The following is a 14,320-nucleotide window of genomic DNA, read 5'->3' as shown; positions in this document are numbered from 1 at the left end:
CAGGTATTGAACTACCTTTCCTATAAAAATTTTATCGTTACAAAACTTTATTTAGTTTCCTCAAACATATAATTTTAGTGTATAATGGTTTAAGATTGAAATAAATTAATTTCAAAGTTCATATCATATTCAAAACAGAAATTGGGGGTTATTATGGAACCACGGGTTATGATAATACTTGGAAGTGCATCTGATTTTCCAATAGCAGAGAAGGCAGTGAATATTCTGGAGACTCTGGAGGTACCCTATGACGTCAGGGTGGCTTCAGCACACAGAACCCATGATAAGGTTAAGAGGATAGTCAAAGAATCTACTGAAGGTAGTGTGGAGGTTTTCATTGGAATTGCAGGACTTTCTGCTCATCTGCCGGGAATCATGGCTGCAAACACCCACAAACCAGTTGTGGGCGTCCCTGTTAATGTTAAATTTGGAGGTCTCGATGCACTGTTTGCAACGGTTCAGATGCCAATAGGTGCACCAGTTGCATCTGTAGGTGTTGACAGGGGTGAAAATGCAGCGATACTCGCAGCACAGATAATAGGGGCACACGACGAAGAGGTGCGGAAAAGACTTTCCAACATGCGCAGAAACTTCTTCTTCAAAATAAAGGACGATGAGGAAAAACTTGAAGGAAAACTCAATGGAACTTTCTATTCAAAGAAGGAGTTCAGTCCAAAATCAAAACCCCAAGAAAATTACAGGGAAGTCTTTGATGATCCAGGTTATCCTGACGTGGCAGTGATATCTGGAAGTCATTCAGACATGAAGGTGGCTAAAAAAACCACGATGTTCCTTGATAAGATGAATATAAGCTATGATTCAACTGTTGTATCCCCGATAAGAAATCCTGAGAAATTTGAAAGGTACATGGATGAAATGAGAGGAGTTAAACTTTACATAGCCATATCAGGGCTTTCAGCCCATGTAACTGGCGCTGTGGTTGCCCACACAGAAAAACCAGTTATAGGCGTCCCATGTGCCATAAAAATGGAAGGAATGGATGCATTGCTCTCAATGGTCAACATGCCTCCAGGGGTCCCTGTTGGAACAATGGGTATAGATTCAGGGTCTAATGCAGCATTATTTGCAGCCGAAATCCTTGGATTGGGAGATTCAACTGTAAAGAATGATCTTCTGAGGTTCAAAAACAACATGAGCTATGTGAGATGATCCACTAAAAGATTTTAAATGGATGGTTTATGGACTGAATCTGAAATGTTTGCTGAGGATTTAAAATTAGAGGATTTAAACACTAAGTTTAAGGTGAGCAAGTGAAAAAGAATGCTGAAAATGAGGGGACATGTTCTCCAGGATCTGAAGATCCCCAGTACAGTTCATGTGGATGCAGTGCCAACTACATACTACTTGGACTGGTGGTCATTGCTCTGGTCATGTTTGCTGCAACCATGATCAAATGATCGTTAAAATACATTTAATGCAGTGTATTCAATGCATTCAGATAAAACACGTTCAGATAATATTTTCAGATACCATTCATGTTTAAATTTAATACGTAGTACAGGATTCAATGAATGAAGGGTGAATAATATGAAAGAGTTTCTCAAAACCCTGGAAGAAGAATTTAAGGTTCTAAAGATTGAAAAAGAGATATCAACAAAGTATGAAGCCTCTAAAATATTAAGAGAACATCCTAGGGATGTTGTTATATTTGAAAACGTTGCAGAGAGTGATATGAGAATAATCTCCGGTGTATGTAACACAAGGGAGAAGATAGCAACTGCAATATCTGCAAAAGTACCTGAGATAACTGGAAGAATAATCCATGCAATGGAACATCCCCAGAAAATCCAGAACATTGAAAGTACAAAGGATAACTTCAAATTCTCAGGAAAGGCAGACCTTTCCAAGCTCCCGGTGCTCACACACTACAAAAAGGATGGTGGGGCCTACATCACGGCAGGTGTGGTGATAGCCAAGGATCCGGAAACAGGTACCAGAAACGCATCGATACACAGGATGCTTGTAAACGACAAAGACAGGCTTGGAATCAGAATCGTTCCAAGAAACCTCTACACATACTACAATAAAGCTGAAGAAATGGATAAGCCCCTTGAGATAGCCATAGCTATTGGTATGAATCCTGCAACCCTCCTTGCATCCTGCACATCCATACCAATAACTGCAGATGAACTTGAGGTGGCAAACACCTTCCACAACGGGAACATGAACCTCATACGCTGTGATAACGTGGACATCGAAGCTCCAGACTGTGAAATACTCCTTGAAGGAAAAATACTGCCCCATGAACGGGCTGAAGAGGGACCATTCGTTGATCTGACAGACACCTACGATGTGGTGCGCCAGGAACCAGTTATACAGCTGGATAAAATGCACTACAAGGAAGATCCACTGTACCATGCAATAATGCCTGCAGGAAACGAGCATAAACTGCTCCAGGGACTACCTCAGGAACCAAGGATATACAAGGCAGTTCAGAACACGGTTCCAACTGTGCAGAACGTTGTTCTCACAGAGGGAGGATGCTGCTGGCTTCATGCAGCTGTTTCAATAAAGAAACAGACTCAAGGGGACGGTAAAAATGTGATAATGGCTGCACTTGCAGCTCATCCATCACTGAAGCACTGTGTTGTGGTTGATGAGGACATAAACATATTCGAGCCTGAAGATATTGAATATGCAATTGCAACCCGTGTGAAGGGGGATGATGACATCATAACAGTTCCTAAAGCAAGGGGTTCCTCCCTTGATCCATGTGCAACTCCAGACGGCACAACAACCAAGGTTGGGGTTGACGCAACCAAGTTGATAGATAAAAAAGAGAAGTTTGAGAGGGTTAGTATGAGCGGAGATTAGATTTAAACTGAATTCAATTAAAAAAAATTATTAAAACTTCCTTTTTAGATTTTCTTTTACATGCTAGTATCAGGGCCTCCTTTTTTTGATTATTGAGATAAATTATTGAGATATAAACCTGCATCGTTAATTGAAGATATTCAAGGGTTATATGTCCCAAAATCAAGTGAATTACTGAATGAATAAGATAATATTGATAAGCATTTAAAGTAATATAAACATGATATTAAAATTAACAATAAGCTGGTGAAAACATGAATAAATACATTAAAATAATGCTTTACGGTATTTTAATGTGGCTTATACCATTTCTGGTTTCTTTTTTGATATATCCCCTGAAACAATCGGCCAACCCATTCTTCGAGTCCATAATGCCTGTTGTCATCACAGCAACCGTGGTTGCACTGACCCTCAGCTACTTCAAACAGCAAGATAAGGATTTTCTAAGTGAAGGGATCACTATAGGCATTTCATGGTTTGTAATAAGTATAGCAATAGACCTCATGATGTTTCTACCACCAAGCCCCATGCACATGGGCTTTTCAGACTACATGATGGACGTAGGCTTCACATACCTGATAATTCCAGTGGTAACTTTGGGAATGGGATACACTGCAGATAAAGAATTAAAGAAAAGAATTAAAGAAGATTAAAAGTGGAATAGGGGTTAATATGAAGAGGAGTATGGAATACAAGGATATAATTGCAGAACTGGAATCTCTCTCCAAACCAGAGGAAAGGGAAGGCATGGCCAGATTCGGAATAAGTCCTAAAAAGACTTACGCTGTTAGAATGCCTGAAATCAGACGTATAGCACGTAAGGCTGGGAAGGACCATGAACTTGCAGCCAAACTCTGGGATGCAGGTTACAGGGAAACCAGGATCATGGCTTCCATAGTGGAGGATCCCATGATGGTCACTGAGGAGCAGATGGACGAATGGGCTGCTGAATTCGATTACTGGGAGATCTGCGACCAGTGCTGCATCAACCTCTTCAGAAAAACACCCTACGCATATAAAAAAGCCTTTGAATGGAGTAATTGTGATGAAGAATTCGTTAAAAGGGCAGGATTTGCTCTCATGGCAGTTATGGCTGTGCACGATAAAAAGGCATCCAACGAGAAAATGATGAAGTTTTTCCCTTCAATAATCCGAGAATCAAATGACAATAGGATCTACGTTAAAAAGGCGGTTAACTGGGCTTTAAGGCAGATAGGCAAGCGTAATATGAACCTCAACAGAAAGGCCATTGAAGTTGCTGAGGAGATCCAGAGTATGGATTCTAAAAGTGCTAAATGGATAGCTGCAGATGCTTTGAGGGAGTTGAGAGGTGAAAAGGTTCAGAAAAAATTTAGTTAAGGCTTTTTTTTTATTTTGTTTAATACACATATTCATTTCTAATAGATTATGTCGATCCCAGCCCCGCAGCTGGAACACTTCCCCTTCTTCACCCTGTCTCCAACCACATCGAATCCATCTCTCTTTATGAGGAGTTCACCGCACTCAGGGCAGTAGGTGTTTTCACCATCTGTGAATGGAACGTTGCCAACGTAAACGTACTTCATACCTGCATCTTTGGCCATTTTATGGGCTTTTTCCAGGGTTGCAATTTCAGTTGGGGGCAGATGGTCCAGTTTGTAGTAGGGGAAGAACCGTGTGAAGTGCAGTGGAACTTCAACCCCAACTTCTTCCACCATGAACTTGATAAGGGCACGGATATCCTCATCAGAGTCGTTGTAGGTGGGAATCATGAGGTTCGTGACTTCAAGGTGAATTCCCATATCATACATATTTTTAATGGTTTCAAGAACCGGCTGAAGCCTGGCATCACACAGATCTTTGTAGAACTCCTCTGACATTCCCTTGAGATCAACGTTTGCAGCATCAAGGTAGGGTGCTATGGTATCAAGGGCTTCTTCTGTCATGTAGCCGTTTGTAACGTAAACGGTCTTTATATTTTCCTTGTGGGCTAACTTTGCAGAGTCCAGGGTGTACTCGAACCACATGGTTGGTTCGTTGTAGGTCCAGGATATTGATCTGCAACCGTACTCCTTTGCAAGATTCACAGCTTCTTCTGGAAGTATTTCCTGGGTTGGAATGGTTCCAAGATCTGCCTGAGATATGGTCCAGTTCTGGCAGTGCTTGCATCGGAAGTTGCAGCCCAAACTTCCAAGGGAGAATGATGTTGAACCTGGGTAGAAATGGAACAGTGGTTTTTTCTCTATTGGGTCCACTGAAACAGATGAGGCTGCAGCGTAGTTGAGGCTGTAGAGTTTCCCAGCTTCGTTTCTGCGCATGTTGCAGAAACCTTCCTTTTCCTCTGAAATTATGCAGCGTCTTTGACAGACTTTACAGTTAAGGGATTTTCCAATTTTTTCATAAAGAATGGCTTCCTTTTTCATGGCCACCACCTTTAAAAATCAGTTTTTTTAATATATTTTTTTAAAGAGGGAATTAAAACCATTACAACAATGAAATGGTGATTCTTAACTGGAATCAGTTAAGTGCTGGTACCCTCTTGCTGTTAATATTTTTGTTTTTTTATCCTTATCTATCATGCTGATCCTGCCGGATGAATCCGCCATTCCAATTTCATGAAGGATGACCTTCCCTTCAAAGGCTTCATTTACAACCTTCTTAAGTTCATGAAACCTTTCCTTCTTTACAGTTAAAAGAAGTTCGAAATCTTCTCCATAGCTTAAGGCAAGTTCCAGTGGATCTTTACCCAGAGCATCAGCCAGTTTAAACAGTTCTGGATCCATGGGGATCCTGCTTTGGTGGAGTTTCATTCCAATCCCCGGATTTGCATCCATTAACTCCCCCACTTCGCTTAGAAGTCCATCAGTTATATCGGTTGCAGATGTTAAGTAACCAGTTTTTCCAAGTAAAACTCCTTCTTCAAGCCTTGCATGGGGTTCAAGTGCGTGTTTAAGGGCAGTATCCTTGAAAACGTCTAGGGAATTATTATCATTGGAATTAAAATCTTCTTCAGAATTTTCTTCAAAATCCTCATCGAAGCTGTTCTCATCAGATCCTTCAAGTTCCTGGATCAAAAGCTCAAAACCTGCAGCAGCAAGACCAAGCTCCCCTGTGACTGCAACAACATCACCGGGTTTGATTCCTTCCTTCATCAGCACATTTTCCTTTGCAACCATGCCGATGCAGGTCCCGCAGAGTGTTAGTTCTGATGATTCGTTGGTATCTCCTCCAATGAGAACCATTCCATAATCTTTGCATGCCTCGAGAATGCCTTCAACCATCTGGTCGAAGTAATCAAGGGGCATTGAACTGGGCAGTCCCATTGAAATTATCATACCTATGGTATCTGCGCCCATGGCTGCAATGTCGCTGACGTTAACTGTTACAACTTTCTTCCCTATCTGGTGTGCTGTCATTTGAGGGGGGAAGTGGGACGACTGCATCAGCATGTCTGACGTTGCAACGAGATAGTTTTCACCCAGATCTATGAGTGCTGCATCATCGCTTCTGCTTTTAAATGATTTGTCATCAAGAAAGGTATTTAAAAAAAGGGGGTGGGATTGGAATTTTTGGCTCCTTTTGAGGAGTCTTTTTATTAATTCCTTTTCCCCAAGGTCAGAAATTTTCATTTTTTTGGATCTTTAAGATTCAAAGGGCAGCTTCGACCCTATCTTTTATTATTTCAGCGATTCTAGCATCAGCACCTAGTGGTTCGGTGTAGATTATTTCGCCTTCAAATTCTATTTCTTCGTCTGACCCATCATCGTGGGAGTGTTCGTGACCGTGTTCGTGGGAGTGGTCATGTTCTTCCTCGTGGTGGCCGTTGTTCAGACCTAAAATGCGTGGTATGTCCTGGGTTGTGTGGACTCCATGTGCAAGGAACACTGGGGTCACAACGATCTTCTCGGCACCTTCTGCCGCAAGCTTGTTTATTGCCTGGGGTATTGAAGGTTTGTTCATGTTCATGAATCCTACTTCGACTAGATTGTCTCCGTTTTTCCTGTAAATATCTGCGATCTGGCTTACAACATCTTTACCGTAAGGTAATCTGCTTCCATGCCCCACAAGGACAACACCAACCTTATTTTTTGAGCTTGAATTTGTATCCATATGAGATCACTCCGTCCGCGCCTTCTGTTTTTATCTTTCTAAAGACCAACTCAACTTCATCGCCTATTTCAACTTCCTCAGGGTTGCAGTCCACTATCTGAGAAGTTATCTTTGCACCTTCCTCAAGTTCTATGATCGCAACCACGTAGGGTGCCAGACTTTTGAATTCATCTGTTGGGGTGTTTATAACGGAATAGGTGTATATATTTCCCTTCCCTGAAAGATGTATGTCCTCTAGTTTACCTTTTCGCCTGCATTCTGGACATATAACCCTTTTTGGGAAGAAAACCTTTCCGCACTGTGAACATTTTGATCCTATGAGACTGTACCGCTGTGGTATATGGCGCCAACCTCTAACGATGTCTTTCATATTGAACCTCCATTGAATTTACTTTTTTTAGAATAATTCATAAAAATCAGTTGAATCACACGATCAACCGCTTAAAAAAAATCTTAAAGTGGACACATCTTCTGAAATATATTTATTGCAATCTACGTGCTTTTTGTTTTATCAATGAACTGTTGAATTTTATAAGGTTAACCTCTTTTTTATAACCTTGCATATTAAATTCTTTTGCACTCCTCTTTACATACATCTATTATGGGTTTTTATTATGGACTGACATAAAAATTATGATGATTTTATGTTTCATTAATACAAGTGTTTAGGTCTTGTTTTACTTGGTTTTAATCCCTTTTAAATCTGTGCATTTATTTGAATTTCCGCACACCTTGCACACGGACACATTTATATAATATTACAAAAAAATTAATAAGTAATACAAATATTTGTTGTGGTGTCCATGGATTCTCGAGGATATGCAATGACTGCAATGTCATTTTTAATGGTTTTACCCGCACTTTTACTTGTTGCAGTGCTATTTGATATTTCCAGTATAGGATCCAGTTCTGTGAGCACAAATCTGGCTTCAGATGCTGTGCTTCAAACATTTAATGATGTTGAAGGGGATATTCCAATTTTAACATCTCAGGTTTTAATGGAAGAAGATAAAAGGGTAATTGAAAGTGGAGAAAGTCTTTCAAACAGTAGAAAGTCCCTTAAGGATGATCTTCAAGGGGAATTAAATTCCAAGTACGAACTTTACGGTAACAGTACTGGTTTGAAGGTCAAATGCCAGGTTAGGGCTGTGGATTCCTCTGCTGAACCCTTTGAAGTGGAAGTGAACACCACAGTTTGGGTTGAAAAGGGAAATATAAGCCATATGGAAAATTTAACACAAGAAGTGTCCATAACAAGTCCCCAATGCAGAGTTGCAGACCCCATACCATTCATTAAGTGTAAATATTATGGTGGAGTTACAAACACAACTGAACGAATAATTTACGGTTCAAGCCTTGAAAATTACCTTAATTACAGGGGAGTACCAAATGCATGGGCCTATGAAAATGCAACATCCCCACTTATCATAAAGAAATGCCCCTACGATCCATATAAATCCCATGGGAAGAGTCAAGGATTTATAATACTTAAAAATTGCATAGACAATGGATACTTTCATGAAAGCAGTGATGGGTCATGTTTTTTGTGTCGTTTGGAAGGTAAATCCACCTGCCCACATTACGGATTCGAAACCTTCGTGGTACCGGCACCCTCACCCAACAACACAGTTAACTCAGCACCTTGCTCCTCGGATCACGTGATATTCAATGATACCAATGGTGTGAGTGGAACTTACCCTGGAAATCATGTGGTCTACTACAAGAATGGAGTATATTACTTTAAACTGTTTCTGGACAATGGACACCAGAATAAATATGGCATAATCTGAATTTTAGACATTATCCTTTGATGAAACATTAAAAATACTTCATGGGTTGAGGGAATCAAATGTTTTTGAGCAAAATTCTGGATGATAAGTGTGGTCAAGTATTTTCAATGGACTTGTTACTGGCTTTAGTTGTGTTAACCGTCTTAATCGGTGTTTCAGCTGATGCAGTGGATAGTGTGAGTTACAAAATTCAGGATTATTCATTCGAACATTCCCTTCAAAGGGTAACTATGGATACTGCAGAAAATCTTATAAAAACCCCTGGAAATCCTTCGGACTGGGAGAAAGTATCTGGAGGAATGGTTACACCGGGACTTGCAGAGGTAGACCCTGAAACCGGAAGAACCGTACCTGGAACCATTTCCATAAAAAAGATAAACAGATTGAAACAGGAATATGACCAGTTGATGCCAACGATACTTCCAGATGGTTCAGATTCTACAATCATCATTTATCCTTTGAATGGTCTGCCCCCAATTGAGGTGCATAATGAAACTCCTCCAGGCAGTGCTTCAGACGTTGCAGTTGCAAACAGAACAGTTCTTTGCAGTTACATGTACATGGCCTGCAAGGTGAGTATGAACGCCCACAGCAACCCCCCATGGACTCAGGGGGTGGGATCTGACTGGGAAATCTGCCCCCACGCAGGCCTCAATGCATCCATGAAACATGAAAAACCTGATTTTGAAACTGGAAAACCAGGATGGGTGTGCCACCATTTTAACATCACCCAGAAGGATTTGAATTCAACGGATTTTTATGTTCTAACTGATCCCATGGATTTAACTGATGTTTCCCCTAGATGGATAATAGACAGTCCTGATAAAATGAAAAAGAATGGTGAAACTTTTACTTCAAGTCCCATATCTGTAAATAACGAAATAAAAGAACTTTTAGGGGATAATCAAACTGCAGTTCTCTGGCTACACGTACTGACCAGTGGAGTTCCTGATAGATCCTTCGATGCATATGTCGTTGGTGTTCCCAAGGGAACTACCTCCTCAAATGTTCGTTTGGATTATATAAATCCTCAACCTGCTTACTTCGTTTTGAGGGTCTGGGTTTAGATCTTGGTTATTCTTACCCCCTGTTTTTCAATTTAAACTCTTCAGTTGTTATTTAAGGTAGATTTTTGGTATATTTTCAATTATTTTACCAAATTTCAATTATTTTACCAAATTTCAATTGATTTACTAAATTCTATTGTTTTGATGTAATTCCCTCCTTAATTGGAGCTTTTATTCGTTAAAATGAAAATTATTTTTAAAATCACTTTTTTCAACTTTAAAGGAATTTAATGACGTTTCCTAACAGTTCCATCCTTTTAAACCTTAGTAGTATAATTGGGATATGTGGTATATTACCAGATATTCCATGGAATATTGGTAATTTTCCAACAATTAAAAAAAAATTGGGTAAACTTCCCAAATGTTTATAAGGTAATTCAGTAATATACTGGTACTGACTAAAGAATGAATTTTACCGTTATTCATTGAAGCTGGAACCATAAGAATTTAGGATAAATTAAAATTCAGAGCGGTTCCATGAGGTAATACAGATTGTGGTGATTTCCAAATGGATGATACAGATATGGAGATACTTCGTTCCCTTGTGGAAAATTCGAGGATTACCATCTCCCAGATGTCAAAGGAGATTGATATACCAGATGCAACTATCTCCAACAGACTCAAAAAACTGGAAAAAAATGCTATAAAACAATACACTCTGATACTGAACCCTGAAACATTAGGATTGAAGGTTACTGCAATAATCATAATTCAGACTGAATCAGAAAAACACGAAAACGTTGAAAAAGAGTTATCGGTACTTGAAGAAGTTTCCGAGGTTTACAGCATCTCAGGAGAGTACGACATCTTAATCAAGGTGTGGGCGCACAGCATACATGAACTTAACAGGATAGTAAACAGTAAAATACGTTCCGTTGATGGAGTTGAGGATTTAACAGAAATGATAGTCATGGAACGTGTTAAAGAAGGGGTTGTGCCACCAATGGGGCCTGAAAAATAGAATTCCGTAGATCAGTAGAGATCTGGGGAAGCATCCATAAAATCCAAGGAGGTGAAAGCTTGTACTTAAGCGAGTTTATCAAGAAAACAGTCATAAATCCAGAAGGAAAGAGATTAGGCAAAATTAAAGATGTTATAGTGTCATCAGAAAGTCCATATCCTATAATAAAGGCTTTAACAATAGAAATGTCTTCAAAGGATCAGTCCACGATCCCTTGGAAGTACGTGGATAAAATGGGAAGACAATTAAAGCTTAAAACAGATCTGGGTAATATTAACGAGTATAAAATTACCAGAAGTGATATACGGCTTGTTGAAGATGTACTGGACATGCAGGTTGTTGACATAGAGGACAAGAAGTTAAGACGGGTCAACGATTTGAAATTATCGGCTACCAATGGTTATTACCATGTGATAGGTGTTGATATAGGGATCCACGGCATAATGAGAAGGTTGGGCTTTGAAAGAATAGTAAAAACCCTTGGTGTAAAAACAGAAGAGGATATAATTGCCTGGAACGATATCGACACCCTTAAAGGTGATTACTCCAAGGTGAAACTCAAGGTACCAAAGCAGAACCTTAAAAAGCTTCACCCTGCGGATATAGCGGAAATTGTGGATCAATTAGGCCTCAATGAATCCATAACGATACTGAATTCATTGGATGATGAATCGGCAGCAGATACTCTTGAAGAAGTTTCACCAGAACGACAGGTATCTCTTCTTGAGGAGATGGATAGTAAACGTGCAGCAGACCTTCTGGATGAAATGTCACCTGATGATGCAGCAGACCTTCTTGGAGATCTGCCTGATGAAAAGGCAGAGGAACTTCTTACCTTGATGAAACCTGAAGAGTCAAAAGACCTGAGAAAACTTCTTGAATACCCTGAAAATACAGCTGGTGGAATAATGACAACAGAATTTGCATCAGTTCAAGAGGATATGACTATTCAGGATGTTTTGAACTTTCTAAGAGAAGTTGGCCCTGACGTTGAAACCATTTACTACATCTACGTGAAATCAAAATCTGGCGATCTCGTGGGGGTAATGACCCTAAGAGAACTTTTACTAGCGGATCCAACCAAAAAAATCTCTGAATTCATGATCAGGGATGTAATAAATGCTGACGTCATGGAGGATCAGTACGAGGTCGCAAAGAAGATAGCCAAGTACAACCTATTGGCACTGCCCGTGGTTGAGAATGAGAAAAATATAAGGGGAATAATCACGGTTGATGATGCAATAGATATAGTGCTGCCTACAGCTTGGAAGAAAAAGGTTCCAAGGATGTTCCGGTAGTGAAAATCCGTGAAAATCCAGTACTACGTGATTCAGTAGGTTACTTGGACCGCGAAACCCCTTTCATACACCTTTCATATTTTTTAAGGGACTCGGCTATTGAAAATATTAATTTAATTCACTGCTTTACAATTTAACATGTTTAAAAATCTTTAAAATGTAGAAATGTTCCTTTTTTAAGTTAATTGGAACTGAAATCGTTTAAAACTTTAACATCTATTAAATCAATTATCTATTACAATTTTTTATCTAATGAGGTGGGGATACATTGGATTTCAGAATTTTACTCAGATCATTTAAAGGCCCAAGAATGGCCAGTTTAATCTTGTTTCTGTCAATCATGGGCCCGGGTATAATAACAGCCACTGTTGACAACGATGCTGGTGGAATAACCACCTACAGCCTTGCAGGTGCCAACTTCGGTTACACCATGCTCTGGACCTTCGTGCCAATGCTCATAGCACTTGCAGTTGTACAGGAAATGGGGGTGCGTATGGGTGTTGTATCTGGAAAAGGACTTGCAGATCTTATAAGGGAGAAAGTTGGGGTTAAAATCACATTTTTCGTGATGATAGCTCTTCTGATGGCCAACTTTGGGAACACCCTGGCTGAATTTTCAGGTATTGCAGTGAGCACAGGAATGTTCGGCATACCCAAGTACATAGCCCTACCAGTAGCAGCCCTTTTTGTATGGGGACTAGTTATAAAGGGCAACTATCGCAGTGTTGAGAAGATATTCATAGGGGCGTCCCTGGTCTACCTTTCTTACATTGTTGCGGGAATTCTCGCCCATCCAAACTGGGGCCTAGCCCTTCACAGTGTTGTGGTGCCCCATATAGACATGAGTGCAGCCTACATAACCATGGTTATAGGACTGGTGGGTACAACCATAGCCCCCTGGATGCAGTTCTACCTTCAATCATCTGTGGTTGAAAAGGGAATTTCCATCAAGGATCTGAAGTACTCCAAGATCGATGCAGTGGTTGGGCCAGCATTTACATGTATTGTGGCATTTTTCATAGTACTTGCATGTGCATCAACCATATTCTCAAACGGTGTGGCTGTAAACAACGTTGCAGATGTTTCAAAGGCTTTACTCCCACTTGCAGGCCAGTATGCCAGTGGACTCTTTGCACTGGGATTTTTGAATGCATCCTTATTTGCAGCAGTCATACTGCCACTGTCAACAGCTTACTATGTCTGTGAAAGTCTGGGCCTTGAAACTGGGATTTCAAAAAACTTCAGGGAAGCACCAGTATTCCACGGGCTCTATCTTGGAATTATACTGCTTGCAACCATCATTATAATGCTCCCTAACGTCCCACTTCTACCCATACTCTACCTTTCACAGGTTGCAAATGGAATATTACTCCCATTCATCCTGATATTCATGCTGCTCATAGTAAACGACAGAAACATAATGGGAGAATACGTCAACTCCAGGCTCTTCAACTACATAGCCTGGGCAACTGTTATAATAGTCATTGGGTTAAGTTTAGGCCTTGTTGCAACGAGCTTCATGTGACCGCGATAAAACAATTTGGGCGAAACACATTTAATCCATAAAATAATCCCTAAAAAAAAGTTTTTTCATTCCCAAAATTTCTTCTTATTTTTTAAGTTATTTTTTAAAAATTTAAAATATTTTTTAAAGAAATTTAGTATATTTTATATTATTTGCTTTTAATTTAAAATTCCAGTTATAACCACGATATCTTCAAAGAAAGCATGCTCTTTTGCAGTTATACTTGCTTCAAAACCCATATTTTTCAGTTTTTCAAGGGTTTCCTTGTTATCAGATAGTGAGGATTGAACGAGCTGGACTCTCCCCTTGGGGGTCAAGTGTTCAAGGAGTTCGTCAAGGAATCTGTCAATAACGTCCCTGCCGTTTTCACCCCCATCCCATGCAGCGTTCAAATCACCTTCAACAGTTTCTTCTTCTCCTGTAGGAAGATATGGTGTGTTGAAAAGGATTAAATCAAATTTTTCACCTTCAACAGTTTCAAAAAGGTCTCCGTGTCTGAGTTCAACGTTGTAGGTCCTGTTGGTTATGATGTTTTTAGATGCACATTCAATTGCATGGGGATTTACATCGGTTGCAACAACCTTCATGGATTTCTTAGCGGCTGTGACTGCTACCAATCCAGTTCCAGTTCCTATTTCAAGAACACGATCCTTTCGATCAACTTGAAGATTGTCAATAAGTAGGAATGTATCCTCAGCCGGCTCGTAGACGTTTTCATGGACGTAGTAATAAGTATCGTTGTATTCAAACATTTC

Annotated in this window: 15 protein-coding genes; 10 read left to right on the top strand and 5 right to left on the bottom strand. The window is 40.0% G+C overall.

From position 1 onward, the window contains the following. Positions 1–153: 153 nt before the first annotated feature. The 5 genes from purE (at position 154) to MCBB_RS10980 (ending at position 4,194) form a co-directional block, all read left to right on the top strand. Positions 154–1,170 (top strand): 5-(carboxyamino)imidazole ribonucleotide mutase, encoded by a 1,017-nt coding sequence (gene purE, locus MCBB_RS10995; RefSeq protein ID WP_071907800.1) that lies wholly within the window; start codon positions 154–156, stop codon positions 1,168–1,170. Positions 1,171–1,271: 101 nt separating this feature from the next. Then, positions 1,272–1,418 carry a hypothetical protein gene (locus MCBB_RS12180; RefSeq protein WP_171899134.1) on the top strand — a complete coding sequence of 49 codons (147 nt, stop codon included), beginning with the start codon at positions 1,272–1,274 and terminating at the stop codon, positions 1,416–1,418. Between the two features lie 130 nt (positions 1,419–1,548). Next, the gene (locus MCBB_RS10990) at positions 1,549–2,835 is read left to right on the top strand and encodes a UbiD family decarboxylase (protein WP_071907799.1); all 1,287 of its coding nucleotides are present in this window, start codon (positions 1,549–1,551) and stop codon (positions 2,833–2,835) included. Between the two features lie 254 nt (positions 2,836–3,089). Beyond that, the gene (locus tag MCBB_RS10985; protein ID WP_071907798.1) at positions 3,090–3,488 is read left to right on the top strand and encodes a hypothetical protein; all 399 of its coding nucleotides are present in this window, start codon (positions 3,090–3,092) and stop codon (positions 3,486–3,488) included. 19 nt (positions 3,489–3,507) lie between these two features. Beyond that, entirely contained in the window at positions 3,508–4,194 is a 687-nt protein-coding gene (locus MCBB_RS10980) for a DNA alkylation repair protein (RefSeq protein ID WP_231916364.1), read from the top strand. Positions 4,195–4,232: 38 nt separating this feature from the next. Here the strand turns inward: MCBB_RS10980 and amrS are convergent, their stop codons facing one another. From amrS to MCBB_RS10960, 4 genes are all read right to left on the bottom strand, one after another. After that, on the bottom strand, positions 4,233–5,237 hold the full coding sequence (amrS, locus tag MCBB_RS10975; protein ID WP_071907797.1) for an AmmeMemoRadiSam system radical SAM enzyme: 1,005 nt from the start codon (positions 5,235–5,237) through the stop codon (positions 4,233–4,235). Between the two features lie 84 nt (positions 5,238–5,321). Continuing rightward, a complete protein-coding gene (gene thiL / locus MCBB_RS10970) occupies positions 5,322–6,443 on the bottom strand; it encodes a thiamine-phosphate kinase (protein WP_071907796.1) in 1,122 nt (373 codons plus the stop codon). A gap of 19 nt (positions 6,444–6,462) precedes the next feature. Next, the gene (cfbA, locus tag MCBB_RS10965) at positions 6,463–6,924 is read right to left on the bottom strand and encodes a sirohydrochlorin nickelochelatase (RefSeq protein ID WP_071907795.1); all 462 of its coding nucleotides are present in this window, start codon (positions 6,922–6,924) and stop codon (positions 6,463–6,465) included. Beyond that, a complete protein-coding gene (locus MCBB_RS10960) occupies positions 6,896–7,294 on the bottom strand; it encodes a Zn-ribbon domain-containing OB-fold protein (RefSeq protein WP_071907794.1) in 399 nt (132 codons plus the stop codon). Before MCBB_RS10960 ends, cfbA begins: the two co-directional genes overlap by 29 nt. Positions 7,295–7,727: 433 nt before the next feature. Here MCBB_RS10960 and MCBB_RS10955 point away from each other — a divergent pair, with 433 nt between their 5' ends. From MCBB_RS10955 to MCBB_RS10935, 5 genes are all read left to right on the top strand, one after another. Beyond that, entirely contained in the window at positions 7,728–8,714 is a 987-nt protein-coding gene (locus MCBB_RS10955) for a hypothetical protein (protein ID WP_071907793.1), read from the top strand. Between the two features lie 59 nt (positions 8,715–8,773). Then, positions 8,774–9,781, top strand: a complete 1,008-nt coding sequence (locus MCBB_RS10950) for a hypothetical protein (protein ID WP_071907792.1) — start codon at positions 8,774–8,776, stop codon at positions 9,779–9,781. A 508-nt stretch (positions 9,782–10,289) separates the two neighbouring features. Further along, the gene (locus tag MCBB_RS10945) at positions 10,290–10,742 is read left to right on the top strand and encodes an Lrp/AsnC family transcriptional regulator (RefSeq protein WP_071907791.1); all 453 of its coding nucleotides are present in this window, start codon (positions 10,290–10,292) and stop codon (positions 10,740–10,742) included. A 59-nt stretch (positions 10,743–10,801) separates the two neighbouring features. Beyond that, positions 10,802–12,040: a magnesium transporter MgtE N-terminal domain-containing protein gene (locus tag MCBB_RS10940; protein ID WP_071907790.1), complete on the top strand. Its 1,239-nt coding sequence runs from the start codon at positions 10,802–10,804 to the stop codon at positions 12,038–12,040. 268 nt (positions 12,041–12,308) lie between these two features. After that, complete coding sequence (locus tag MCBB_RS10935) at positions 12,309–13,565, top strand: Nramp family divalent metal transporter (RefSeq protein WP_084789964.1); 1,257 nt, start codon at positions 12,309–12,311, stop codon at positions 13,563–13,565. A 158-nt stretch (positions 13,566–13,723) separates the two neighbouring features. On the opposite strand, the gene MCBB_RS10930 is transcribed toward MCBB_RS10935, so the two are convergent. Further along, a complete protein-coding gene (locus MCBB_RS10930) occupies positions 13,724–14,317 on the bottom strand; it encodes a HemK2/MTQ2 family protein methyltransferase (RefSeq protein WP_071908089.1) in 594 nt (197 codons plus the stop codon). Positions 14,318–14,320: the final 3 nt, after the last annotated feature.

Origin of the sequence: Methanobacterium congolense, assembly GCF_900095295.1 — an archaeon.
In the GTDB taxonomy this organism is placed as follows: domain Archaea; phylum Methanobacteriota; class Methanobacteria; order Methanobacteriales; family Methanobacteriaceae; genus Methanobacterium_C; species Methanobacterium_C congolense.
The sequence above is the reverse complement of the archived record's forward strand: the minus strand, read 5'-3'. Positions and strand labels throughout refer to the sequence as shown.

Excerpts from the sequence above, each read along its gene's own strand:
- purE (WP_071907800.1), top strand. The coding sequence starts at position 154 with ATGGAACCACGGGTTATGATAATACTTGGAAGTGCATCTGATTTTCCA.
- MCBB_RS10990 (WP_071907799.1), top strand. The coding sequence starts at position 1,549 with ATGAAAGAGTTTCTCAAAACCCTGGAAGAAGAATTTAAGGTTCTAAAG.
- MCBB_RS10985 (WP_071907798.1), top strand. The coding sequence starts at position 3,090 with ATGAATAAATACATTAAAATAATGCTTTACGGTATTTTAATGTGGCTT.
- MCBB_RS10980 (WP_231916364.1), top strand. The coding sequence starts at position 3,508 with ATGAAGAGGAGTATGGAATACAAGGATATAATTGCAGAACTGGAATCT.
- amrS (WP_071907797.1), bottom strand. The coding sequence starts at position 5,237 with ATGAAAAAGGAAGCCATTCTTTATGAAAAAATTGGAAAATCCCTTAAC.
- thiL (WP_071907796.1), bottom strand. The coding sequence starts at position 6,443 with ATGAAAATTTCTGACCTTGGGGAAAAGGAATTAATAAAAAGACTCCTC.
- cfbA (WP_071907795.1), bottom strand. The coding sequence starts at position 6,924 with ATGGATACAAATTCAAGCTCAAAAAATAAGGTTGGTGTTGTCCTTGTG.
- MCBB_RS10960 (WP_071907794.1), bottom strand. The coding sequence starts at position 7,294 with ATGAAAGACATCGTTAGAGGTTGGCGCCATATACCACAGCGGTACAGT.
- MCBB_RS10955 (WP_071907793.1), top strand. The coding sequence starts at position 7,728 with ATGGATTCTCGAGGATATGCAATGACTGCAATGTCATTTTTAATGGTT.
- MCBB_RS10950 (WP_071907792.1), top strand. The coding sequence starts at position 8,774 with ATGTTTTTGAGCAAAATTCTGGATGATAAGTGTGGTCAAGTATTTTCA.
- MCBB_RS10945 (WP_071907791.1), top strand. The coding sequence starts at position 10,290 with ATGGATGATACAGATATGGAGATACTTCGTTCCCTTGTGGAAAATTCG.
- MCBB_RS10930 (WP_071908089.1), bottom strand. The coding sequence starts at position 14,317 with ATGTTTGAATACAACGATACTTATTACTACGTCCATGAAAACGTCTAC.